The organism is Micromonospora maris AB-18-032, assembly GCF_000204155.1.
Taxonomy (GTDB): Bacteria; Actinomycetota; Actinomycetes; order Mycobacteriales; family Micromonosporaceae; genus Micromonospora; species Micromonospora gifhornensis.
Map to the genome: position 1 here is coordinate 3,227,462 of NC_015434.1, position 22,359 is coordinate 3,249,820.

The 22,359-nt window shown below is 71.4% G+C and carries 20 protein-coding genes and 1 pseudogene; 15 read left to right on the forward strand and 6 right to left on the reverse strand.

The features are described 5' to 3' along the window. Positions 1-3: 3 nt before the first annotated feature. Positions 4-270, forward strand: a complete 267-nt coding sequence (locus VAB18032_RS14275) for an acyl carrier protein (RefSeq protein ID WP_013733560.1) — start codon at positions 4-6, stop codon at positions 268-270. 171 nt (positions 271-441) lie between these two features. After that, positions 442-1,113, forward strand: coding sequence for a hypothetical protein (locus VAB18032_RS14280; RefSeq protein WP_013733561.1), 672 nt, complete (start codon positions 442-444; stop codon positions 1,111-1,113). 51 nt (positions 1,114-1,164) lie between these two features. Here the strand turns inward: VAB18032_RS14280 and VAB18032_RS14285 are convergent, their stop codons facing one another. Beyond that, positions 1,165-2,484 (reverse strand): FAD-dependent oxidoreductase, encoded by a 1,320-nt coding sequence (locus tag VAB18032_RS14285; RefSeq protein ID WP_013733562.1) that lies wholly within the window; start codon positions 2,482-2,484, stop codon positions 1,165-1,167. A gap of 356 nt (positions 2,485-2,840) precedes the next feature. Here VAB18032_RS14285 and VAB18032_RS32870 point away from each other — a divergent pair. From VAB18032_RS32870 to VAB18032_RS14300, 4 genes and pseudogenes are all read left to right on the forward strand, one after another. Next, positions 2,841-3,185, forward strand: a pseudogene (locus VAB18032_RS32870) (ArsR/SmtB family transcription factor); the annotation flags it as partial. A gap of 75 nt (positions 3,186-3,260) precedes the next feature. Beyond that, a complete protein-coding gene (locus VAB18032_RS32875; RefSeq protein ID WP_269764266.1) occupies positions 3,261-3,539 on the forward strand; it encodes an ArsR/SmtB family transcription factor in 279 nt (92 codons plus the stop codon). A gap of 1 nt (position 3,540) precedes the next feature. Beyond that, positions 3,541-4,680 (forward strand): ACR3 family arsenite efflux transporter, encoded by a 1,140-nt coding sequence (gene arsB, locus VAB18032_RS14295; protein WP_013733564.1) that lies wholly within the window; start codon positions 3,541-3,543, stop codon positions 4,678-4,680. 122 nt (positions 4,681-4,802) lie between these two features. After that, a complete protein-coding gene (locus tag VAB18032_RS14300) occupies positions 4,803-5,156 on the forward strand; it encodes an arsenate reductase ArsC (protein ID WP_050814742.1) in 354 nt (117 codons plus the stop codon). Positions 5,157-5,264: 108 nt separating this feature from the next. Here the strand turns inward: VAB18032_RS14300 and VAB18032_RS14305 are convergent, their stop codons facing one another. Genes VAB18032_RS14305 through VAB18032_RS14315 form a run of 3 tightly spaced genes read right to left on the reverse strand, consistent with a single transcriptional unit; the run spans position 5,265 to position 8,763 of the window. Further along, positions 5,265-7,346 (reverse strand): CotH kinase family protein, encoded by a 2,082-nt coding sequence (locus VAB18032_RS14305; RefSeq protein WP_013733566.1) that lies wholly within the window; start codon positions 7,344-7,346, stop codon positions 5,265-5,267. Beyond that, positions 7,337-8,161, reverse strand: coding sequence for a polyphosphate polymerase domain-containing protein (locus VAB18032_RS14310; protein ID WP_013733567.1), 825 nt, complete (start codon positions 8,159-8,161; stop codon positions 7,337-7,339). The genes VAB18032_RS14305 and VAB18032_RS14310 overlap by 10 nt, the downstream gene beginning before the upstream one ends. After that, positions 8,158-8,763, reverse strand: a complete 606-nt coding sequence (locus VAB18032_RS14315; protein WP_013733568.1) for a DUF4956 domain-containing protein — start codon at positions 8,761-8,763, stop codon at positions 8,158-8,160. Before VAB18032_RS14315 ends, VAB18032_RS14310 begins: the two co-directional genes overlap by 4 nt. Before the next feature lie 705 nt (positions 8,764-9,468). Between VAB18032_RS14315 and VAB18032_RS14325 the strand changes: the two genes are divergently transcribed. Together VAB18032_RS14325 and VAB18032_RS14330 are read left to right on the forward strand one after the other, a co-directional pair. After that, entirely contained in the window at positions 9,469-10,839 is a 1,371-nt protein-coding gene (locus VAB18032_RS14325; protein ID WP_013733569.1) for an endo-1,4-beta-xylanase, read from the forward strand. A 163-nt stretch (positions 10,840-11,002) separates the two neighbouring features. Next, positions 11,003-11,395 carry a nuclear transport factor 2 family protein gene (locus VAB18032_RS14330; protein ID WP_013733570.1) on the forward strand — a complete coding sequence of 131 codons (393 nt, stop codon included), beginning with the start codon at positions 11,003-11,005 and terminating at the stop codon, positions 11,393-11,395. A 72-nt stretch (positions 11,396-11,467) separates the two neighbouring features. Here VAB18032_RS14330 and VAB18032_RS14335 read toward each other — a convergent pair whose 3' ends face one another. Together VAB18032_RS14335 and VAB18032_RS14340 are read right to left on the reverse strand one after the other, a co-directional pair. Continuing rightward, positions 11,468-13,024, reverse strand: coding sequence for a glycoside hydrolase family 43 protein (locus tag VAB18032_RS14335; RefSeq protein ID WP_013733571.1), 1,557 nt, complete (start codon positions 13,022-13,024; stop codon positions 11,468-11,470). Positions 13,025-13,071: 47 nt separating this feature from the next. Then, on the reverse strand, positions 13,072-13,608 hold the full coding sequence (locus VAB18032_RS14340; protein ID WP_013733572.1) for a cupin domain-containing protein: 537 nt from the start codon (positions 13,606-13,608) through the stop codon (positions 13,072-13,074). Positions 13,609-13,888: 280 nt separating this feature from the next. On the opposite strand from VAB18032_RS14340, the gene VAB18032_RS14345 reads away from it, so the two are divergent. Genes VAB18032_RS14345 through VAB18032_RS14375 form a run of 7 tightly spaced genes read left to right on the forward strand, consistent with a single transcriptional unit; the run spans position 13,889 to position 22,357 of the window. Continuing rightward, entirely contained in the window at positions 13,889-15,499 is a 1,611-nt protein-coding gene (locus tag VAB18032_RS14345) for an ABC transporter substrate-binding protein (protein ID WP_013733573.1), read from the forward strand. Positions 15,500-15,511: 12 nt separating this feature from the next. Then, complete coding sequence (locus VAB18032_RS14350; RefSeq protein WP_013733574.1) at positions 15,512-16,603, forward strand: ABC transporter permease; 1,092 nt, start codon at positions 15,512-15,514, stop codon at positions 16,601-16,603. Next, positions 16,600-17,514 carry an ABC transporter permease gene (locus tag VAB18032_RS14355; protein ID WP_013733575.1) on the forward strand — a complete coding sequence of 305 codons (915 nt, stop codon included), beginning with the start codon at positions 16,600-16,602 and terminating at the stop codon, positions 17,512-17,514. The genes VAB18032_RS14350 and VAB18032_RS14355 overlap by 4 nt, the downstream gene beginning before the upstream one ends. Positions 17,515-17,516: 2 nt before the next feature. Next, entirely contained in the window at positions 17,517-18,497 is a 981-nt protein-coding gene (locus VAB18032_RS14360) for an ABC transporter ATP-binding protein (protein ID WP_013733576.1), read from the forward strand. After that, positions 18,494-19,459 (forward strand): ABC transporter ATP-binding protein, encoded by a 966-nt coding sequence (locus VAB18032_RS14365; protein ID WP_013733577.1) that lies wholly within the window; start codon positions 18,494-18,496, stop codon positions 19,457-19,459. Before VAB18032_RS14360 ends, VAB18032_RS14365 begins: the two co-directional genes overlap by 4 nt. Positions 19,460-19,469: 10 nt before the next feature. Further along, a complete protein-coding gene (locus tag VAB18032_RS14370) occupies positions 19,470-20,708 on the forward strand; it encodes an amidohydrolase family protein (RefSeq protein ID WP_013733578.1) in 1,239 nt (412 codons plus the stop codon). Beyond that, positions 20,705-22,357, forward strand: coding sequence for a DUF885 domain-containing protein (locus tag VAB18032_RS14375; protein ID WP_013733579.1), 1,653 nt, complete (start codon positions 20,705-20,707; stop codon positions 22,355-22,357). Before VAB18032_RS14370 ends, VAB18032_RS14375 begins: the two co-directional genes overlap by 4 nt. Positions 22,358-22,359: the final 2 nt, after the last annotated feature.

Here is a 22,359-nt window from a genome sequence, read left to right on the forward strand (position 1 = left end):
GACATGGATGACACTGCACTGCGCGAGCGGGTCGCGGCACTGGTGGACGAGGCCACGGCGGGCGAGGTGGCGGCGGCCGACGTACTGGCCGGCGACTCCCTGATCGCCCTCGGCGTCGACTCGCTCGCCCTGCTGCGCCTGGTCGACGCGATCGAGCTGGAGTACGGCGTCGAGATTGACCTGAACGGCGGACCGCCCCTGGACACCCTTGACGACCTGGTGGCCCTGCTGACCGCCACCGGTCCGGCACCCACCCCCGACCAGGCCTGACCGGTCGACGGGGGCTTGGCGCCGCCGTATCGCCGGTATGGCGGGGTCAGCTGGGGCGGGATACCGCCATACCGGCGTAACGGCGATCTCCCACCGGAGGTCGATGACCCCGTCGGCTTGCGTCAGGTGCGCTAATCTCCCAGCCAGATGGTCGTCGATGCGAGGAGTGTGATGTCCCCCAAGACCGGAAGGCCCTCCTACCTGCTCGATCCGCCCGCCCGCAAGGCGTCAGCCCGGACCCGCCTGGTCGCCGGCATCGCCGCGGCGGCGCTGGCCACCGGCCTGCTCGGCGGGCTGATCGGCTACTCCGTGGGACGGCCGAGCGAGACCGAGGCGAGCATCGCGCGGCTGCAGAAGGCCGACGCCGAGCGCGACGCGCAGCAGATCATCGAGCTCACCGACCTGGCCCACCGGACCGGAGACGAGCTGTCGCCCATCCTCACGGCCATCCGGCAGGCGTCGGAAGCCGGCCGTCCGCCCGAGCCGGCGCAGGTCGGCCAGTGGCAGCAGACCATGCGGCAACTGACCGAGCGGTTCGCCGACCCGCCGTCGGGTACGACCGCCACCAACGTCGCCCGTGGCGGGCTGCGCAGCGCGGTGGAACAGGCCGCCATCGCTGTCGACACGCTCGCCCTGGCCGCTGCCGCGGACGCGGCCGACGAACGGCTGGCGCTGGCCGCGCGGCAGGCGGCCGTCGCCGTGACCACCTGGTCGGTGGCCGCCACCCAGCTCGACCAGATCAACATCGACGCCGGGCAGGGCCACCGACACGTACACCTGGACACCGGCGGCGCGGACGGCGCCTTGACGCCCGACGGCGCGGCCGAGGGCCACGGCGGCTGATCCACCGTCGGCCCACACTCGGGTGGTGGGCGGCGGCGGTGGGGCGGTTGGTCACCCTCCGCAGCAGTTGCCCCCGGCGGAGGCGGTGACCAGACCAAGCTCTGCGCGCGGCAGGTCCACGCTCGGGGTGGCGGAGCAGACGCCGGTCTCGGGCAGGTCGAGCTGCACGTCACGGGCGGCGACCCAGTCCCCGGTCAGCGCTGCGGCGATGGAGCGGACCTGCTCGTATCCGGTGGCCATCAGGAAGGTCGGGGCGCGACCGTAGGACTTCATGCCGACGGCGAAGTAGCCGGGTTCGGGTTGGGTGAGTTCGTCGACACCGTGCGGACGGACGGTGCCACAGGAGTGGTCGTTCGGGTCGATCAGTGGGGCGAGGGCCCGGGTGCAGCCCAGCACGGGATCGAGGTCGAGGCGCAGTTCGGCGGCGATGCGGTGGTCGGGTCGGAAGCCGGTGGCGGCGATGATCCGGTCGGCGGTCACCGTACGCCCGTCGGCGGCGGTCAACTGGATGCGCCCGTCGACGGCGGCGACGGCGTGCACCGCGAAGCCGGGGACCAACCGGACCCGACCGGAGTCGACGAGCAGTTTGACTCCGGTGCCCAGCGCACCCCGGCCGGGAAGCGCGTCGGCGTCCCCGCCGCCGATCGCCCGGCCGATGGAACCGCCCCGGGTGGCCCAGGTGACGGTCGTGCCGGGCTCCTGTGCCGCCAGTTCGGCGAGCGCGAGCAGGGTGTTCGCGGCGGAGTGCCCCGCGCCGACGACGACGATGTGCCGGCCGGCGTACCGGTCACGGTCGACGCCGAGCACGTCGGGCAGCGCCGGGTCGACGAACGTCCTGGTCTGCGGGTCGGTCTCGCCGTGCGCGGGGAGTCCGTTGGCGCCGAGCACGTTCGGGGTCCGCCAGGTGCCGGAGGCGTCGACGACCGCGGCGGCGAGGACGTCCTCGCCGGTTTCCAGGCGTACGACGAACGGCGCCTGCTCGCGGCCGGCGGTCCGGACCCGGTCGACGCCGGCCCGGCCGATCGCCGCGACCGGGGCGTCGTAGCGGACGTGCGGGACGATCTGCGGCAGCGTCGCCAGCGGCCGCAGGTACGCCTCGACCAGCTCCGCGCCGGTGGGCAGCAGATCCGGGTCGGGGCCGACCCAGCCGGCGGCTTCCAGCAGCCGCCGGGCGGCGTGGTCGACGTTGTACCGCCACGGCGAGAACAGCTGCACATGGCCCCACTCGGCCACGGCCGCTCCGGCCGAGGGCCCGGCTTCCAACACGGTGAAGGGCAGCCGTCGCTCGTGCAGGTGGGCCGCCGCGGCCAACCCCACCGGCCCGGCGCCGATCACCACGACCGGGTACGGCCCGTTGACCCGCCCGGCCATCGGAGTTGTCGCGCTCACATCAGGTGCGACTGATGTGTCGCCCGGAGCGCAGCAGCCCCCGTCCGCCGCGACGTTGTCGTCCGGGCCGCCGCCGGTGTCGGCCCGTCCGGCAGCCGTATCGGTACCGCAGCATGCTGCGGTGGCCTGCTCCTCGCTCATGCTCACGACTTCCTCTGCTTGTTGACGTGGGCGGACGCGCATCTCCGGGCGTCGCGTCCGGCGGCCGGGTGATCCGGCCGGCGGACGCGACCGTTCCTCGGACGCAATGCATCAGCGGTAATCGATCAGTTGCTCGAAACCTGTCGAACCGGTGCCCCTACCTTGCATCGTGGCTAGACAACTGTCAAGCTAGACGCATGTCGGTCCTTCCCGTGCTGGACGCCGCGCCGGGCTGTTGTCCTCCCCTGGCCGTGCAGCCGCTCACGCCACCGGTCGCCGGCGAACTCGCGCCGTTGTTCAAGGCCCTCGGCGACCCGGTCAGACTGCGGTTGCTGTCGCTGATCGCCTCCACCACCGAGGTGTGCGTCTGCGAGCTGACCGAGGCCTTCGAGGTCACCGGCGCGACCATCTCGCATCATCTGCGGGTGTTGCGCGAGTCCGGCCTGGTCGACAGTGAACGCCGGGGCACCTGGGTCTACTACTGGGTCCGCCGGGAGGCCCTTGACCTGCTCGGCAACCTGCTGACCGGCAGCGCCGACACGCCGAGCCGGGTCGCACCGGTGCAGGTGCGACCCGAAACGGATCAGCAGCCGCTGATATCAGCCAATCCTGATGTGGTGCGGCTGCTGGCGGATCCGTTGCGGGCGCGGATCGTGCAGATCCTCGCCGACGGCCCGGCGACCACGTCGCACCTGGTCGCGGACACCGCAGCGAAGCAGCCCAACGTGTCCGGACACCTCAAGCTGCTGCGTGAGGCCGGTGTGGTGACCGCCGAGCCGCGCGGGCGCTTCACCTATTACCGACTCGTCCCGGACGTCCTGCAGGGCGCGGCGCTGCACCTGGCCGACCTCGCCGCGCAGGCCCGAATCCACGCCGAGAACTTCCGGGCCTGCTGACGTGACCGCCACCCCGGCCGGCGCAACACCGCCGGCAGTCGTCGCGCGGCTGTCGCGCCTCGACCGCTTCCTCCCGCTGTGGATCGGTCTGGCCATGGCCGCCGGCCTGCTGCTGGGCCGACTCGTCCCCGGCCTGAACACCGCCCTGGACGCGGTCACGATCGGCGGGATCTCCCTGCCGATCGCCCTCGGTCTGCTCATCATGATGTATCCGGTGCTGGCCAGGGTCCGCTACGACCGGCTCGACTCGGTCACCGGCGACCGCCGGCTGCTGCTCTCCTCACTGCTGCTCAACTGGGTCCTCGGCCCGGCTCTCATGTTCGCCCTCGCCTGGATCTTCCTCGCCGAGCACGCCGAGTACCGCACCGGCCTGATCATCGTCGGTCTCGCCCGCTGCATCGCGATGGTCATCATCTGGAACGATCTGGCCTGCGGCGACCGCGAAGCCGCCGCTGTCCTCGTCGCCCTCAACTCGGTGTTCCAGGTCGTCGCGTTCGGCCTGCTCGGTTGGTTCTACCTGTCCGTGCTGCCGAGTTGGCTCAACCTCAGCGGCGCGCAGTTACAGGTCTCCGGCGGGGACATCGCGGTCAACGTGCTGATCTTCCTCGGCATCCCGCTGCTCGCCGGCTACCTCACCCGCCGTCTCGGCGAACGCGCGAAGGGCCGCACCTGGTACGAAAGCCGCTTCCTGCCGAGGATCGGACCGGTCGCCCTCTACGGGCTGCTCTTCACCATCGTCATCCTGTTCGCGCTGCAGGGCGACGCCATCACCTCGCAGCCCTGGGACGTCGTGTTGATCGCGGTGCCGCTGCTGGTCTACTTCGCGGTCATGTGGGCCGGCGCGTACGCTCTCGGCCGGGCCATCGGCCTGAGCTACGCGCGCACCACCACCCTCGCGTTCACCGCCGCCGGGAACAACTTCGAGCTGGCCATCGCGGTGGCCGTCGGCACGTTCGGCGTCACCAGCGGTCAGGCCCTCGCCGGTGTCGTCGGCCCGCTCATCGAGGTTCCGGTGCTGGTCGCCCTGGTCCACGTCAGCCTCGCCCTGCGCCGACGCCTGTTCCCGGCCGAGATCACCACCACCGCGCGGCGAGGCCCTGCACCGGCTGTTGTCCGATCCGGCAGGACTCGCCGGCGATGACCTGGCCGTGCCAGGGCCTCGGCACCCCGAACCGACCCCACCGAGCGAGAAGGAACAGCTCCGTGTCCGACGACAAGCCCAGCGTCCTGTTCGTCTGTGTGCACAACGCCGGCCGCTCCCAGATGGCCGCCGGCTGGCTGCGTCACCTCGCCGGCGACACCGTCGAGGTCCGCTCCGCCGGGTCCGCCCCCGCCGAGACCATCAACCCCGCCGCCGTCGAGGCCATGCGCGAGGTCGGCATCGACATCACCGACCAGACACCCCGGCTCCTGGCGTACGACACCGTCGAAGCCTCCGACGTCGTCATCACGATGGGCTGCGGCGACGTCTGCCCCGCCTTCCCCGGCAAGCGCTACGAGGACTGGCAGCTCGACGACCCGGCCGGCAAGGGCGTCGAAGCCGTACGCCCGATCCGCGACGAGATCAGGACCCGCATCGAGACACTGCTCGCCGACCTCCTGTCGACGACTCCCTAGAACCTGGCACGGTTCACTGCTGGTCCCGGCACCGGGACACGGCTTGTTCACGGGTGGTCCCGGCACCGGAGCGCGGCGCTGCCCCGGTGCCGGGAACGTACCGGTCGGTCAGCTTGTCGTGCAGCGCAGGCTCGGCGCGGTGTTCGTGCCGGCGAACGTGCCGAGGAAGCCGAACGTGGTGCTGGCGCCTGCGGCCAGGGTGCCGTTGTAGCTGACGTTGCGGGCGGTGACCGCCGATCCCTGGCTGGTGACTGTCGCGTTCCACGCCTGGCTGATCGTCTGCCCGTTGGCGAAGGTCCAGGTCACCGTCCAGTTGCCGATCGCGGCGGAGCCGGCGGTGACCCGTACCTCGGCCTGGAAGCCGCCGGTCCACTGGTTGGTCACCGCGTACGTCGCCGTACAGGCGTCACCGCCCGGCGGCGGGGTGGTCGGCCCCGGCGGCGGGGTGGTGGGTCCCGGCGGTGGGGTGGTCGGCGGGGGAGTGGTGGTGGGGCCACCCCACCCGGCGGTCGAGTCCAGCCAGGCGGCGCGGCGCAGCATCCAGTCCCGCAGGTACTGCACCTGTCCCTGCCAGGTGGGTGCGGTCGGGGTGATGAACGGGCCGATCATCCGCGTACTCAGGTTGGGCCAGCGTTGGAAGTTGCGTTGCGCCGCGTTGGTCAGCGGCGCGCTGAGCGCGTTGAGGCGGGACTGCAACGCCGCGTCGGACAGCGGGCCGCGCCGCAGCGTCTGCCAGCGCAGCCGGACCTGATTGACGAAGGCCGGATCGCGCAGCAGTTGCGTGAACCAGTCGTTCGCCAGCGGCTGCCGGCCCTGCTGGTGCTGCCAGCCGGAGGTCTGGTCGTTGGCGAAGTAGCCACCCACGCCGAAGCTGAGGTCGTAGTCCCACAGCGGCCCGGCGAAGATCTTGGTGTCCCGGTCCTTGTAGAAGTACGCGCTGCGGACGTAGGAGTCCATCTCCCGGCTCAGCTCGTTGACGATGAGCTGGTCGATGAAGGAGTCCACGTCGATGTACGCCCGATACCCGGTCGTCGGGTCGGCGAAGTTCGGTGCCCGCAGCACGTTGTGGAACTCCTGGATGTGGTTGCGCAGCCAGTCACGCTGCTCCGGTTGCAGCGGGGACGGGTCGGCGACCTCCAGGTAGTTCCAGCAGGTGGCGGCGGGACCGGTGCACGGCAGGGTCGGCTCCTCGGCGGCCATCCACTCGAACTTGAAGATGTAGCCGCCGGTGATCCTCGGCAGCGTCCGGTCGTCGGCGCGCAACTGCTTGAGGTCGAGCCGGTTCTTCGAGTTCTTGATCGTCTCGACGATCATGTAGACGCCCATGTAGTCGTCGGCGCCGACCGGCCCGGCGTCGGTGTTGAGGTAGAACTCCGCGAAGGCGTACCGGGGGGCGGGCAGGCCCATCTCCCGACCCAGGTCGTAGACGAACGCCTCCCGGATCAGCGCCTTGTCGGTGAACGGGCCGCGCAGCACCCAGTCCGAGTCGGCGGGCATGCCCAGCACCGGATAATCGGCGTCATCGTCGTCGTTGTCCCAGAACTCGATCCGGTACGGCGTCTTGTCGAAGCTCGACGACGACTGCCCGCGCAGCCGGAACCCGGCGCGGGTCGCCACGGTGGGCGCGGCGGCCAACGAGGTGCTGCCCCCACCGGGCTCGAAGATCATGGTGGCGGCGTCGAAGTAGTCCCGCTGGGGACGCCCGGCTCCGTACGAGTCGATCAGGATCACCGGCAGGTCGTGGGCGGTGGTGGTGTTGCGGGCGACGTACATGGCGGTGCCGGGCGCGCCGGTGGCGATCTGCCCGACGAAGGCCTGGGCGCGCAGTTGGGTGGTCCGGGTCAACCGCAGCGGCGTGCCGGAGTACACCGTCGACGCGGCGGTGGGCAGCCGACCGTCGGTGGTGTAGCGGATCTGCGCGCCGCTGACGGTGGTGCCCAGCGACACCGTGACCTCGCCGGCGAAGGTGCCGCTGGGTACGGAGAAGGTGATGTCGCCCTGCAGATCGTCGGCGGCGGCGCTGACGCCGGTGTCGACGGCCGGGCTGCTGCCGATCGGTGCGGTGGCGGGTTCGGCCCCGGCCGGCGGCGATGCCGGTAGGAGCAGTCCGGCGACCAGCACGGCGGCGGTGACGACGCCGACGGCACGTGCCGGGGTGACGAGGCGGGTACTGCGGACGGTCAGACGCACGATGCCTCCTGGACGGATCGAGCGATGGTGGACGGTGTGGTGCCCGTCGAGGGTGTGCTGTCGCGGAAGTGCCGGCGCAGCGTCCGCCGCCACGGCGAGTCCGGCAGTTCCGGGCGTAGGGCGGCCAACCCGGTGGCGTACTTGGAGATGCGTACCGGCCGGGTGCCCCGCTGCCACAGCAGTCGGTCGGCCACCGAGGCGGCCCGGCTGGTCTTGGTCTCGACCACGGCGAGGTCGGGCAGGCGCAGCGTCCGGTCGCCGCACCGCCAGGTCAGGTCGGTGTCGACGGTGACCCGGCTGGCGGTGGCGGTCAGCAGCAGGGTCGCCCGCTGGTACGTGGTGACGAGCACCGGATCCAGCGCGGAGTCGACCGTCGGGCAGACCGCCTCGCGCTCCAGCGCCTCCTGCACGAAGGCGCGACCGGGGTGGACGGTGGCCCGATCCTGTGGCCGGTAGGGCAGCCGGTGCTTGGTGAGGCTGCCCCGCGCTCCACTGATCTTGACTTCGAGCCAGCACTGCGCGGAGTCCAGGTAGCTGCGGGTGCGGACCTTGAACCGCCGGCGTCGTCGGTACGCCGCGCAGTGGTAGCTGGCCAGCCGTGGGGTGTCGAAGTACACCGACTCGTACCGGAAGGCGCGCACACCGTCGATGTCCAGCACCCGGGCGTACGGGGACAGCTGTGCCAGCAGGTCCGGCAGCTCGTCGAGGGGCACGACGTACTTGCGGTCGACGCGGGTCTGCAGGGCGGCCCGGTCGACGAGTTCGGTCAGCCCGACCGGCGCGAGTTCGGTCCACGGCGCGGTGATCGGGGTCATCGACCCGCTCCCGCCTGGGCCGGCCTGCCCGCCGCGACCGGTGCGCCACCCCGACCCCGCACCGAGTACCGCACGTCGACCAGGGTGGTCTCGTTGACCAGGTCGAGTCGTTGCACGGTGGCGGTGTGCACCCGGGCGCCGAGCAGTTGCTCCAGGTGGGCGACGAGGGTGACCTGGTCGGTGACGGCGGAGTCGAGCACGATGATCTGGTGCCGGTAGTGGCGCAGCAGCCGCGGATGGTCGCCGAGGAACATCACCACCAGGATGAGCGCCATCAGCCCGCCACTGAGCCAGACCGAGGTGGTGCTCAGCGCCCCGAGGATGCCTAGGGCCAGTGCGGAGAAGTAGTAAGCGACCTCGTGCTGGTCGAGCTCCGTCGACCGCAGCCGGATGATCGACAGTACGCCGAACAGCGCCAACCCCAGGCCGAGCCCGGCACCGACATTGCTCGCGCTCAGCGCGCTGGCGACGGCGAGAACGCCGACGTTGACACCCAGATAGGCGACGACGAGATCGCGGCGACGGTGGCGTGGAAAGTAGAGCCCGAAGACGAGCAACACCACCGCGCAGATGTCGATCGCGAACAGGACGAGCTGCGGCATCTTCTCCGTCCTCCTGGGTCGCTGCCACGCCGGCCCGGCACCGTCCGCGCGGCGTGCCACACGCGAGCGACGAGCGGCCGAACACGGCCGGAACTTCCGGTGAACTTGCGGGAACGATTTCGGAATAGTAAACCTACACATTGAAATCGGTCAATGCTGATCACATGGTCGCCAATGCGACGGCTCGCCCTCGCCGGCGATCGGGCCGGACTGATCGTCATTGACCAGGGTCAATCACCTTCGGAGCGCCCTGGAAGAGAGCTTCGGTGATCATGTGTACGGGTCGTCGTGCTCGGGCGGTCGGTCGCGATGTCGGTGCCGCTGACGCCCCGCAAGCCGGAAGCGATCGCCGGCACCTTCCGGACCTTCGGCCGCGCAGCCGGCGGCCCTACCGGTCGGCGCGACCGGGTGACCCTTGTCCGCGCCTCGACGCCGCGCCCGCTGATCATGGCGTTGAGCGGGCAACACCTGGTTCTTCGCGCGTCGTCAACCTCATGATCAAGCGTTTCCGTGCAGTGTCGGCGGCGTCGAAACTTCCGAAAAACTTCCGGAAGTCATTGACGGGCGTGAAACCACGCTGAAATACTTTCGGCCAGTAAGGCCGATGCGATCCCTTTGTCAGGGAATCGCGGGCATCGTCCCTATCCCGCGAGTCCGGATTCATGCTGCCCGCAACCGGGCCACCGGACCCGGAAGGAGCATCAGATGAGCAAGGATTCCTCCCGAGCACCCGGACGGCCGAGACGGCTGCGGGCGGCCCTGGCGCTGACTGCCGCGGGTCTGATGGCAGCGGCCGGCGCTGTGGTGCTGCCCGGCAACGCCAGCGCCGCCGAGACCACCCTCGGCGCCGCGGCAGCGCAGAGCGGACGCTACTTCGGCACCGCGGTCGCGGTGAACCGGCTCAACGACTCGGCGTACACGAACATCCTGAACCGCGAGTTCAACCAGGTCACCGCCGAGAACGAAATGAAGATCGACGCGCTCCAGCCGCAGCAGGGGCAGTTCAACTGGGGCAACGGCGACCGGCTCGTCCAGCACGCCCGCAGCCGCAACATGCAGGTCCGGGGCCACACCCTGGCCTGGCACTCGCAGCAGCCGGACTGGATGCGGAACATGTCCGGCCAGCAGCTGCGCAACGCCATGCTCAACCACGTGACCCAGGTCGCCACCCACTACCGTGGCCAGATCGCCTGGTGGGACGTGGTGAACGAGGCGTTCGAGGACGGATCGAGCGGCGCCCGCCGTAACTCCAACCTGGAGCGCACCGGCAGCGACTGGATCGAGGCGGCCTTCCGCGCCGCGCGCACCGCCGACCCGAACGCGCAGCTGTGTTACAACGACTACAACATCGACAACTGGAACGACGCCAAGACCCAGGCCGTCTACCGGATGGTCCAGGACTTCAAGCAGCGCGGCGTCCCGATCGACTGCGTCGGCCTGCAGTCGCACTTCACCGGCGGCTCGAACTACCCGAGCAACTACCGCACCACGCTGTCCAGCTTCGCCGCCCTCGGCGTCGACGTGCACATCACCGAGCTGGACATCCGCAACGCGCCGAGCGACGCCTACCGCAACACGGTCAACGACTGCCTCGCCGTCCCGCGCTGCAAGGGCATCACCGTCTGGGGCATCCGTGACTCCGACTCGTGGCGCTCCAACGAGAGCCCGCTGCTGTTCGACGGTGGCGGCAACAAGAAGGCCGCCTACAACGCCGTGCTCAACGCGCTGAACAGCGCCGCGCCCGGCGGCGGCGACCCGACCACCCCGCCGCCCGGCACCACCCCGCCGCCCACCAACCCCGGCGGCTGCACCGCGACGATCTCGCCCGGTCAGGTCTGGGGCGACCGCTACAACACCTCGGTGACCGTCAGCGGCGCCAACACCTGGTCGGTGGTCGTCAACATCACCCCGCCGCAGCGCATCTCCGCCACCTGGAGCGGCAACCCCACCTGGGACGGCAGCGGCAACGTGATGACGATGCGCTCCAACGGCAGCGGCAACACGTTCGGCTTCACCACCATGATGAACGGCAACTCCGGGGCCCGACCGCAGATCGTGTCCTGCACCGCCGGCTGATCCACACCACCACCGGCCGTCGGCCGTGCGGGTCCTCCCGCACGGCCGGCGGCTCATCGCGTGCTCGTCGCCGTTTCGGCGATACGGCGGCCATCCACCCCACCTGACACCGCCATTACGCCGAAACGCGCACCCGTCCAGGGCACATGGCAGGCTGGCAGCCATGGACAGGGAGCAGGTGACCGGCTGGATCTCGGCCTACGAGCAGGCCTGGCGGACGCCGGGGACACAAGCGCTCGCCACGATCTTCACCGAGCAGGCGAGCTACCGGCAGGGGCCGTACCGGGAACCGGTCATCGGTCTACCCGCGATAGCCCGGATGTGGGAAGCCGAGCGGGACGGTACGGACGAGGTGTTCCAGATGACCAGCGAGGTGGTCGCGGTCGAGGGCGACACCGCGGTGGCGCGGTTGGAGGTCCGCTACGGGGCCCCCGTCGACCAGGAGTACCGCGATCTGTGGATCATGCGGTTCGCTGCGGACGGGCGATGCGCGTCCTTCGAGGAATGGCCCTTCTGGCCGGCGCAGTCGACCGCCACCCACCCCACCGACAGCTGACGCGACACCGCATCTGCGCCGCGGGCGTCCGTCCGGCACACCGGAGGCGGACGCCCGCGAGCAGGTGGCCGGTCAGGAGCGGGCGCTCGGGCGGTAGTCGAACCAGTCGAAGGCCGCGCTGCCCTCGGTGACGTAGAGGCCGAACACCCGGCCGGTGAAACCGGCGGCGACCTCGGTGGACAGGTACCGTCCGTCGAGTTCGGCGAGCACCACCGGCCCGCCGTCGGTCAACACCTCGAAGCTGACCGTGTCGCACGCGGCGGGGCGTACGCCGAAGGGGGCGCCGGGGGCCGTCACCTGGTCGGCGGCGGTCACCGTCGGCGGCAGCAGGTCGTCGGTGCGGGTGGCGATCGTCAGGGTGACCGGGCCGGCCGGCACCGACAGCTCACCGAAGACCTGCCGGAACGGCCCGACGCGGCCGATCACCTGCACCAGCCCGTCGGCGACCTCAATGTCGTAGTGGTGTGCCTCGTCGATGCGCAACGTCAGCCCGGCCCGACCCGTGCCGGGGTCGACGTGCACGCCGGCCCGGCAGTCGTGGTGCTGCTGCCGGCGGGCGACCAGGGTGGCGCCGGAGCGGTCCAGGGTCGTGCCGGCCGCGTGCAGGGTGAGCCAGCCGGGCCGCTCGGTCAACGACCAGCTGTCCTTCGGCCGTTCCCGCAGCGAGATCCACTCCGGCGCGAGCGCGTCGGCGTCGAAGTCGTCCCGGTATGCACTCGGGTCGCGTACCGCGGCCAGGGCGGGCGGGCTGCCGGCCGGCGCGGTCATCGTCTCCTCGACCGGATCCACCACCGGCCAGCCGTCCACCCAGCGCACCGGCACCAGGAACGTCTCCCGGCCGAGGACGTGGTACGGCGGCCACTGGCCCTTGGCCCGGATGCCCAGCAGCACCATCCACCAGCTGCCGTCGGTGGCCTGCACCAGGTCGGCGTGGCCGGTGGCCTGCACCAGCCGGTCGGTGCTGCGGTGGGTCAGGAACGGGTTGACCGGGCCGGGCTCGAACGGGCCCCGGATGCTGCGCGACCGGGCGATCGAGACGGCGTGCCCGGTGTGCGTACCGCCCTCGGAGACCAGCAGATACCACCAGTCGCCGATCCGGTACAGGTGCGGGGCCTCCGGGTACTGCCCGCCGGTGCCCGACCACATCGGCACCGGCCCTTCCAACACCGTGCCGGTCTCCGGATCGATCCGGTACGACTCGACCCCCGACACGGTCAACCAGCAGTCCCCGTTGTCGTCCCAGGTCAGCGACGGGTCGATGTGCGGCACGTCGAGGTGGACCGGCTCCGACCACGGGCCGGCCGGGTCGGTGGCGGTGACCAGCAGGTGGCGGCCGGTGGTGACGTTTGTGGTGACCAGGTAGAAGCGGCCGTCGTGGTGTCGGATGGTCGGGGCGTAGATGCCGGCGGAGGCGTGCGTGTCCGGCGGTAGTTCGAGTTGGCTCGGGCGGTCGAGCACGTTGCCGATCTGCCGCCAGTTCACCAGGTCCCGGCTGTGGAAGATCGGTACGCCGGGGAAGTACTCGAAGCTGGAACAGACCAGGTAGTAGTCCTCGCCCACCCGGCACACGCTGGGATCGGGGTGGAAGCCGGGCACGACGGGGTTGCCGAAGGTGGCGGAATCGGTCATGTGCACCGATGCTAGGCGGCGCGGTAGCTCGTGCGTACCCCTGGTGTTCAGGGGGTGGGTGGGGTGACCGCGATGATCAGGTGGGCCGGTTCGTCGCTGGCGTTGCGGTAGAGGTGGGCCAGCCGGGAGTCGAAGGTGACCGCCTCGCCGGCGGCCAGGACGTGCTTTTCGCCGCCGATCTCGGCGACGACCTCGCCGGTGATGACGATGGCGCATTCGGTCGACGGATGGGCCCACGGTTCGGCCGAACTGGCGTCGCCGGGCGCGAGGTGGGCCTGGAGCACCTCCAGGTCGCCGCGACCGGGGGTGAGTCGTTCGTAGGTGATCTGGCCGGGGGGAGCGGTCAGTCGGCTGCGGTTGCCGGCGCGGCTGAGGTGCACCGCGGGCGCCTCGGGCTCGGAGAACAGCTCGGCGATCGAGGTGTCGAAGACCTGGGCCAGTTTGCGCAGCGTGGACAGGCTCGGATCGGTCGCGCCGTTCTCGATCTGGCTGAGCAGCGCGGGGGACACGTCGGCGGCCGTGGCGAGTTGGCGCAGCGTCATGGAGTGCTGCTGCCGAAGATCGCGGAGTCGATCACCGAGCATCTAAACCTCGATCCGATAACAGTGTGGCTGAAATTGTTTGACCAAGCTACACGGCCCTGTTTAGGGTGGTCAAACAAGTTGTAGCGTTGTTTGGTACTGGTAGACACGTCGCGTCCAGGCACGAACCGGACGAACGCAAGTCCGGCTCCATCCAACCCTGAAATGCCGCCCCTGAAAACCCGAGACATCGCGACCGGAGACACCGGCGTTCACGTCCCAGGTCGTCGACAACCTGCGGCCCACGCGGAAGCGGACCGCGCCATACGAAGGTAGGAACAGCATGTCGGTGTCCCCCCGCCGGCTTCGCGTCGGAGCATCCGCTCTGACGGCGCTGGCCATCATCTCCACCGCCGCCTGCACGGCCGGCGGTGGCGGCGGAAACGCGAGCGGTGGCAGCGGCGCCACCACGCTCACCGTCAACACCTCGTTCGTGCTCAAGACCCTCGACCCCGGCCGCGTCTACGAGGCGACCGGCCTGACCGCGGTGCACGCCCTCTACGACACCCTGCTCACCTTCGAGGGCTCGGACGTGAGCAAGCCGGTCCCCGCGCTGGCCGAGTCGTACGAGGTCTCCGCGGACGCCAAGACCTTCACCTTCAAGCTGCGGCAGGGTGTGAAGTTCTCCGACGGCAGCCCGCTCACCGCCGACGACGTGGTGTTCTCGCTCAACCGGCTGAAGAACATCAAGGCCAGCCCGGCGGTCACCGTCAGCGAGTTGAGCGTCAGCAAGACCGACGACAGCACCGTCGTGGTCACCTCGGCGACGGCCAACCCCAACGTCCCGGTGGTGCTCTCCATGCCCTCCACCGCTGTGATCAACGCCAAGGTCGCCCAGGAGAACGGCGCCAAGGACGGCGAGGACGCCGCCCAGGGCGACACCGCCCAGCAGTACCTCGACACCAACTCCATCGGCAGCGGCCCGTACGTGCTCAAGTCGTACGAGCCGGAGTCCCAGGTGGTGCTGGAGGCCAACCCCGACTACTGGGGTGACAAGCCGAAGTTCGACCGGGTCGTGCTGCGCAACATGGACGTGCAGACCCAGAAGCTGACCATGCAGCGCGCCGAGGCCAACGAGATCTCGCTGGACATCTCCGGCAAGCTGCTCGAAGGACTGCCGGGCACCCTGCAGACCTCCGGCGTGCAGGACACCGTCTACTTCCTGTTCCTCAACGCCGACCCGGCCGTCTCCGCGGTGACCGCCGACGCGAAGTTCAACCAGGCGCTGCGGGCCGCCATCGACTACCAGGGCATCGCCGCCCTCTACGGGCAGGGCGCCGCACCGGGCGCCGGTCTGGTCGCCCCGGCCTTCCCCGGCGCGCTGCCCGAGGGCGAGGCGTCGACCCGCGACGTGGCCAAGGCCAAGGCGCTGCTCGCCGAGGCGGGCCTGACCAACCCCAAGGTCAAGTTCAGCTACCCGGCCATCACCTACAAGGGCGTGGACCTCGGCACCGTGGCAACCAAGGTGCAGGGCGACGTCGCCGAGGCCGGCATCACCCTGGAGCTGAACCCGCAGCCGCTGACCACCTTCCTGGACGAAATGCGCGGCGGGAAGATGCCGATGGGCTTCACCCCGCAGAGCCTGAACTACCCGGTCGCCGACTCGCTGATCAACAACATGGCCCCCGGACAGCCGACCGCGCTGCGCTCCGGCTGGACCGTGGACCGGGCCGACGCGGCGGTCGTGGCCGCCGGCAAGAAGGTCACCGAGACCCTCGACCTGGCCGCTCGGGCCACCGCGATGCAGGAGTGGCAGCGACTGATGAACCAGTCCTCGCCGTACATCGTGCTGGCCAGCAACTCCTCCACGGTGGTGGCGACCGCCGACCTGACCGGCGCGGACTACACCGCCGCCGGTTGGCAGGTCGACGTCGCCGCGGTCGGCCGGAAGTAGCCGGCAGCACAGATGACGACAGTTCACGACGGGAAGCCGGGCGCGGTCACCACGACCGCGTCCCGGCCCCGGCCGCGCCGCGCGCATCCGTTGCTGGTCTTCCTGGCCAAGCGGCTGACGATCACCGCCGGTCTGCTGCTGGGCGTCACCGTGGTGACGTTCGCGCTGGTCAACGTGGTTCCCGGCGACCCGGTCACGGCGAACCTGTCGGACCAGGCGCTCAACGATCCGGCCACGGTGGCCGCGTTCCGGGAGAAGTGGGGCCTGGACCAGCCGCTCTGGGCGCAGTACTTCCAGTACCTGGGCAACCTGCTCACCGGTGACCTGGGCATCTCCCAGCAGACCGGCCGCTCGGTCGTGGACGACCTGGTCCGGTACGTACCGGCGACCATGGAACTGGCCATCCCCACCATGCTGCTGGCGCTGCTGATCGGCACCGGCATCGGCATGCTCGCCGCGGTCCGCAACGGCCGGTTCACCGACCAGCTGGTCCGCGTCGGCGCCCTGCTGGGCCTGTCCACCCCGCCGTTCTGGCTGTCGCTCGTCGTGCTCTACGTCTTCTTCTACAAACTCGGCCTGGCCCCCAGCGGCGGCCGGCTCTCCACCGCCTTCAGCCCACCGCCCACCGTCACCGGCATGTACACCGTCGACGCGGCACTGGCCGGGCAGTGGGACGTCGCCTGGGACGCCGCCCAGCACCTGGTCCTGCCGGTGCTGGTGCTGACCTCCCTGACCGTGGCGCTGCTGGTCCGCTTCGTCCGCTCCGCCATGCTCGAAGTGCTCCAGCAGGACTACATCCGCGCCGCGTACGCCAAGGGTCTGCCGGCCCGGGTGGTGCTGCGCCGGCACCTGCTGCGCGCCGGCCTGGTCCCGGTGGTCACCGTCTCCGGCCTGGCCTTCGCCTCCCTGCTGTCCGGCACGGTGCTGGTGGAGAGCATCTTCGGCTGGCCCGGCCTCGGGCAGTACGCCTACCGCAGCGCCACCGCGCTGGACCTGCCGTCGATCCTCGGCGTCAGCCTCTTCGTGGCGCTTGTCTACACGCTGGTCAACCTGACCGTCGACCTGCTGTACGGGCTCATCGACCCGAGGATCCGCCTGTCATGACCACGATCGCACCCGATCCGGTGGCACCGGATCCGAAGGTGGACCGGGCGCTGAGCCGACGCCGCTGGCTCGGCCGGCTGCGCGGCGGCGGCACCCGTCCGGTCTGGCGGCAGCCGGTCACCCTGGCGGCCCTGGTCATCCTCGGCGGCTGGCTGCTGGTGGCCATCTTCGCCCCCCTGATCGCCCCCTACGACCCGCTCGCCCAGAGCCCCGACGCGTACGCGTCACCGTCGGCGGCGCACTGGTTCGGCACCGACTCCCTCGGCCGGGACATCCTCAGCCGGGTCATCCACGGCGCCCGGCTGTCCATCCCCCTGGCCCTGGCCATCGTCTCGCTGGCCCTGCTGATCGGCGGACTGCTCGGGCTGCTCGCCGGCTACCTCGGCCGGCTCGCCGACGAGGCGTTGATGCGCCTGACCGACCTGGTGTTCGCCTTCCCGCAGATCATCCTCGCGATGGCGGTCACCGCCGCGTTCGGCCCGAACACCCGCAACGCCGTCCTCGCCCTGGTCATCGTCTCCTGGCCGGTCTACGCCCGGGTCATCCGCAGCGCCGTGCTCAGCATGCGCGGCGACGACTACCTCAACGCCGCCCGGCTGCTCGGCGTCGGACCGGTCCAGGCGCTGCGCCGCGACGTGCTGCCCAACAGCATCGGCCCGGCGATCGTGCTGGCCACCCTGGAACTCGGCAACGCGGTGCTGCTGCTGGCCGCGCTCTCCTTCCTCGGCCTGGGCCCCCGCCCACCGGCCGCCGAATGGGGCTCGATGGTTGCCCTCGGCTCCCAGGACCTGTCGATGTGGTGGGTCAGCGTCTTCCCCGGCCTGGCCATCCTCACCGTCGTGATGGCGTTCAACGTGCTCGGCGACGCGCTGCGCGACCGGCTCGACCCCCGCTACGCGAAGGGACGTTAGAGATGGCACCGCTGCTCGACGTCGACTCCCTCGCCGTCACCCTGCCCGGCCCGCGCGGCCCGCTGCCGATCCTGCACGACGTGTCGTTGACCGTCGACGAGGGTGAACTGGTCGGCATCGCAGGGGAGAGTGGCTGCGGCAAGAGCCTCACCGCGCAGACCCTCCTCGGCCTGCTGCCCCCCGGCGCCACGGTCCGCGGGTCGGCCCGGTTCGCCGGCACCGACCTGCTCGGCCTGGACCAGCGCGGCTGGCAGCGGGTCCGGGGCGCCGGCATCGCCATGGTCTTCCAGGACCCCACCGCCGCCCTGCACCCGATGCTCACCATCGGCCGCCAACTCACCGAACACATGCGGGTGCACCTGCGCATGGACCGCCGGGCCGCGAACCGGCGGGCGGTGGAACTGCTCGACCAGGTGCGCATCCCCGACCCGGAACGGGCCCTGCGCTCCTACCCGCACCAGTTCTCCGGCGGCATGCGCCAACGCGCGGCCATCGCCATCGCCCTGGCCGCCCGACCCCGGCTGCTGATCGCCGACGAACCCACCACCGCCCTCGACGTCACCGTGCAGGCCGGCATCCTCGCTCTGCTGGACCGGTTGCGCGCCGAGACCGGTCTGGCCGTCGCGTTCATCACCCACGACCTCGGGGTGCTCAGCGCGTTGACCACCCGGGGCTACGTGTTCTACGCCGGTCGGGTGGTGGAGACCGGACCGACCGGGGAACTGCTCACCGCACCCACCCACCCGTACACCGCCGCGCTGCTCGGTGCCCGCCCGCACGGCACCCAGGCCGTCGGCACGCTGCGGCCGATCCCCGGCAGCCCACCGGCGCCCGGCCAGGCGCCGCCGGGCTGCCCGTTCCAACCCCGCTGCGGGTACGCCGAACCGGCCTGCGGCACCAGCCCGCCGCCGCTGACCCCGGCCGGTGAGCACCGGTCGGTGGCCTGCGTGGTCCGCCCGCACCTGGAGGTGGCAGCCCGATGAGCAGTCTGCTGCGGATCAGCGACGTGCAGGTCGAGTACCGCTCCCGGGGCAACGGTCGAGTCCGCGCGGTCGCCGGGGTCAGCCTGGACGTGGCACCCGGCCAGATCGTCGGCCTGGTCGGCGAGTCCGGCTGCGGCAAGTCCTCGCTGGCCCGGGTCGCCGTCGGACTGACCCCGCCGAGCGCCGGTGAGGTCAGCTTCGCCGGCCGCCCGATCACCCCGCTGGGCTGGCGGCGTCGACCGGAGACCGAGATCGGTCTGCAGATGGTCTTCCAGAACCCGTACGCCTCGCTCAACCCCCGGCGCACCATCGGCGCCCAACTGCTCGACGGCGTACCGGCGACGGTGACCGGCGCGGCCCGTACCGACCGGGTGATCGAGCTGCTCGACCGGGTCGGCATGCCCGCCGAGGCCGCCGACCGCTACCCGCACCAGTTCTCCGGCGGCCAACGGCAGCGGCTGGCCATCGCCCGCGCCCTCGCCCCGCAACCCCGCATGATCATCGCGGACGAGCCGGTCACCGCCCTGGACGCCTCCTCGCAGGCCCAGGTGGTCAACCTGCTCGTCGGGCTGGTCCGGGAACTCGACATGGGCATGCTCTTCATCTCCCACGACCTCGCCCTGGTCCACGAGATCGCCGACGTCACCGCCGTGATGTACCTGGGCCGGATCGTGGAGACCGCACCCACCCGCGACCTGTGGCGCGACCCGCGCCACCCCTACACCCGGGCGCTCATCGACGCGGTACCGCAGATCGGGCCCACCCCACGACTGCCCGCCACCCTCGCCGGGGAGGTGCCCGACCCGGCCAACGCCCCCACCGGCTGCCGGTTCCGGCCCCGCTGCGCCCACGCCTTCGCCCCCTGCGGTGACCAGCCACCCACCCTCGACCTCGGCGGACGCAGCGCCGCCTGCTGGCTCAACGACCCCGCCACGGCCCCCGCCGCCGTGGCCGCCCCCTGAGGACGCCGACATGCATCGCGCCACCGAACAGGTCCTGGTCAACCTCGCCCTCTACGACGGCGTCGCCGACCACCTCCAGGCCGACCAGGGCATCTGGATCGGCGTCGACGGGATGATCCGCGCCGTCGGGCCGGTCGACGACGTGCTCGCCGAGGCCGGCGACGTCCCGGTGGTCGACCTGGGCGGCGACGTGGTGATGCCCGGACTGACGAACATGCACGTGCACCTGTCCCTCGGTCTGCCCGGCCACCTCGCCGACGAGGTGCACCGGTCCAACCTGGCCGAACTGGTGCTGCTGATGGCCGACTCGGCGCGGCGCACCCTGCACGCCGGGGTCACCACCGCCCGGCTGGTCGGCGAGGGCCGCTACGCCGACTTCGCACTGCGCAAGGGCATCGAGGCCGGTGCGGTGGACGGACCCCGGATCTTCACCGCTGGGCACGCGCTGTGCTGCACCGGGGGCCACGGCTGGGAGGCCGACGCCCTGGAAGCCGACGGCGCCGACGGGTTCCGGCAGCTCACCCGCGCCCAGATCCGGGCCGGTGCCGACCTGATCAAGGTGTGCATCTCCGGTGGCATCGCCGGGCAGTACGAGGCGATCGACACCCCGCAGCTGCTCGACGACGAGATGGCCGCCGTCATCCGGGTCGCCCACGACTGGGGACGCAAGGTCACCGCGCACGCCGGCCCGGCCGACACCGTACGCCGGGCCGTGGAGCTGGGCCTGGACTGCGTCGAGCACGGCTACGAGCTGACCGACGAGGTCACCCGGCTGATGGCCGAACGGGGCGTCTGGTACGTCCCGACCATCGTGGTCAGCCGCTGCGAACAGTTCTTCCGCGACTCCGGGGTGCCCGGCTGGCTGATGGAACGCGCCCTCGGCGCCGGCCCCCGACACTGGGAGAGCCTGCAACACGCCATCCGCAACGGCGTGCCGATCGCGTTGGGCAGCGACATGCCGCCGCACGCCGGTTACGACGAGACCACCGCCACCGTGCGGGAGCTGGAGTTCATGGTGGACGCCGGGATGCCCGTCGCCGACGCGCTGAAGGCCGCCACCATCCGCCCCGCCGAGTGGCTGAACGCCGACGACAAGCTGGGCAGCATCACCGCCGGCAAGCACGCCGACCTGCTGGTGCTGCGCGACGACCCGACCCGTTCGGTCTCCGCCCTGCGCACCCTGCACGTGGTGATGAAGGGCGGCGTCGTCTACCGCGACGACCACGGCCGCACCCGGGCCCGACGATGACCGTGATCAGGGTCGCCGACGACTACCTCGCCGCACTCGCCGATCTCGACCCGCAGGCCGCCGAGGCGGCCGGGCGTACCCCCGACTCGCAGCTGGCGGACCTCTCCCCGGAGGCGTTCGACGCCCGCGCGGCACTGGCCCGGCAGACCGCGTCGGCGGCTGCCTCCGCCACCGCCGACGGCCCGGCGCAGCGTGCCCTCGCCGGTGCCCTGGCCGAGCGGCTGACCAGCGAGGTCGCGCTCTACGACGCCGGGTTCACCACCCGGCTGCTCGCCCCGCTGGCCACCCCGGTTCACCTGGCCCGGCAGGTCTTCGACAACCTGCCCCGGCAGACCGCCGACGACTGGGCCGCCGTCGCCGAGCACCTGCACCGGCTGCCCGACACCCTCGACCAGTACGCCGCGACGCTGCGCCGCTCCGCGCAGCGCGGCCACCTGGTCGCCCGGCGGCAGGTGCTCGTCGTCGCCGCGCAGTGCCAGAGCTGGACCGCCGACGACTTCTACGGCCGGCTCGTCGCCGGCTCTCCCGGTGGCCCGCTCGCCGACCGGCTGACCGAAGGGGCCCGGCGCGCCACCGCCGCCACCGACGCGTTCGCCACGTTCCTGCGCACCGAACTGGCTCCCGGCGCCTCCGAGGTGGACGGTGTCGGGCGCGAACTGTACGAGGTCACCTCCCGCGCCTTCCTCGGCGCCACCGTCGACCTCGACGAGCTGTACGCGTACGGCTGGGCGGAGCTGGCCCGTACCGACGCCGAACTGCACGCCGCGGCGGCCGACTGCGGCCACCCGGACCCGGCGAGCGCCCGGGTCGCGCTGGACGCCGACCCGGCCGGGCGGGTGTCGGTCGGTCCCGCCCTGGAACAGTGGCTGCGCAAGCGCACCGCCCTGCTCACCGACCAGCTCGACGGCGTCCACTTCGACATCCCGGCGGTCACCCGCCACGTCGAGTGCCGGATCAGCCCCGCCGCCTCCGGCGTCATGTACTACACCCCGCCGGACGCGAACCTGACCCGCCCGGGCGGGATCTGGTGGTCGGTGCCGCCGGGGGAGTCGAGCGTGCCGGTGTGGCGGCACGTCGGGACGCTCTGCCACGAAGGGCTGCCCGGTCACCACCTGCAACACGCTGTCACCCTGACCACCGCCGAGCTGCACCCCTGGCAACGCCACCTGTGCCAGGTGCACGGGTACGCCGAAGGCTGGGCACACTACGCCGAACGTCTCGCCGACGAACTCGGCCTCTTCGCCGGCCCCGGTGAACGCCTCGGCATGCTCGACGGGCAGATGTGGCGGGCGGCCCGCGTCGTCATCGACCTCGGCCTGCACCTCGACCTGCCGATCCCGGCCGGCACCGGCTTCACCGACGCCGACCGCTGGACCCCGGCCGTGGCCGTGGACCTGCTCACCCGGGTCGCCGGGCTGGACGCCGCGACCGCCCGTTTCGAGGTCGACCGCTACCTCGGCTGGCCGGCCCAGGCGCTGGCGTTCAAGGTCGGCGCCCGGCTGTGGCAGCAGACCCGCCGCGACGCCGAACGACGCGCCGGCGCCGCCTTCGACCGCAAACGGTTCCATCACACCGCGTTGGTGCTCGGGCCGATGGGCCTGGACCCGCTACGCGCCCGCCTCGCCGAGGCCCTGCCACCCGCGATCTGAGT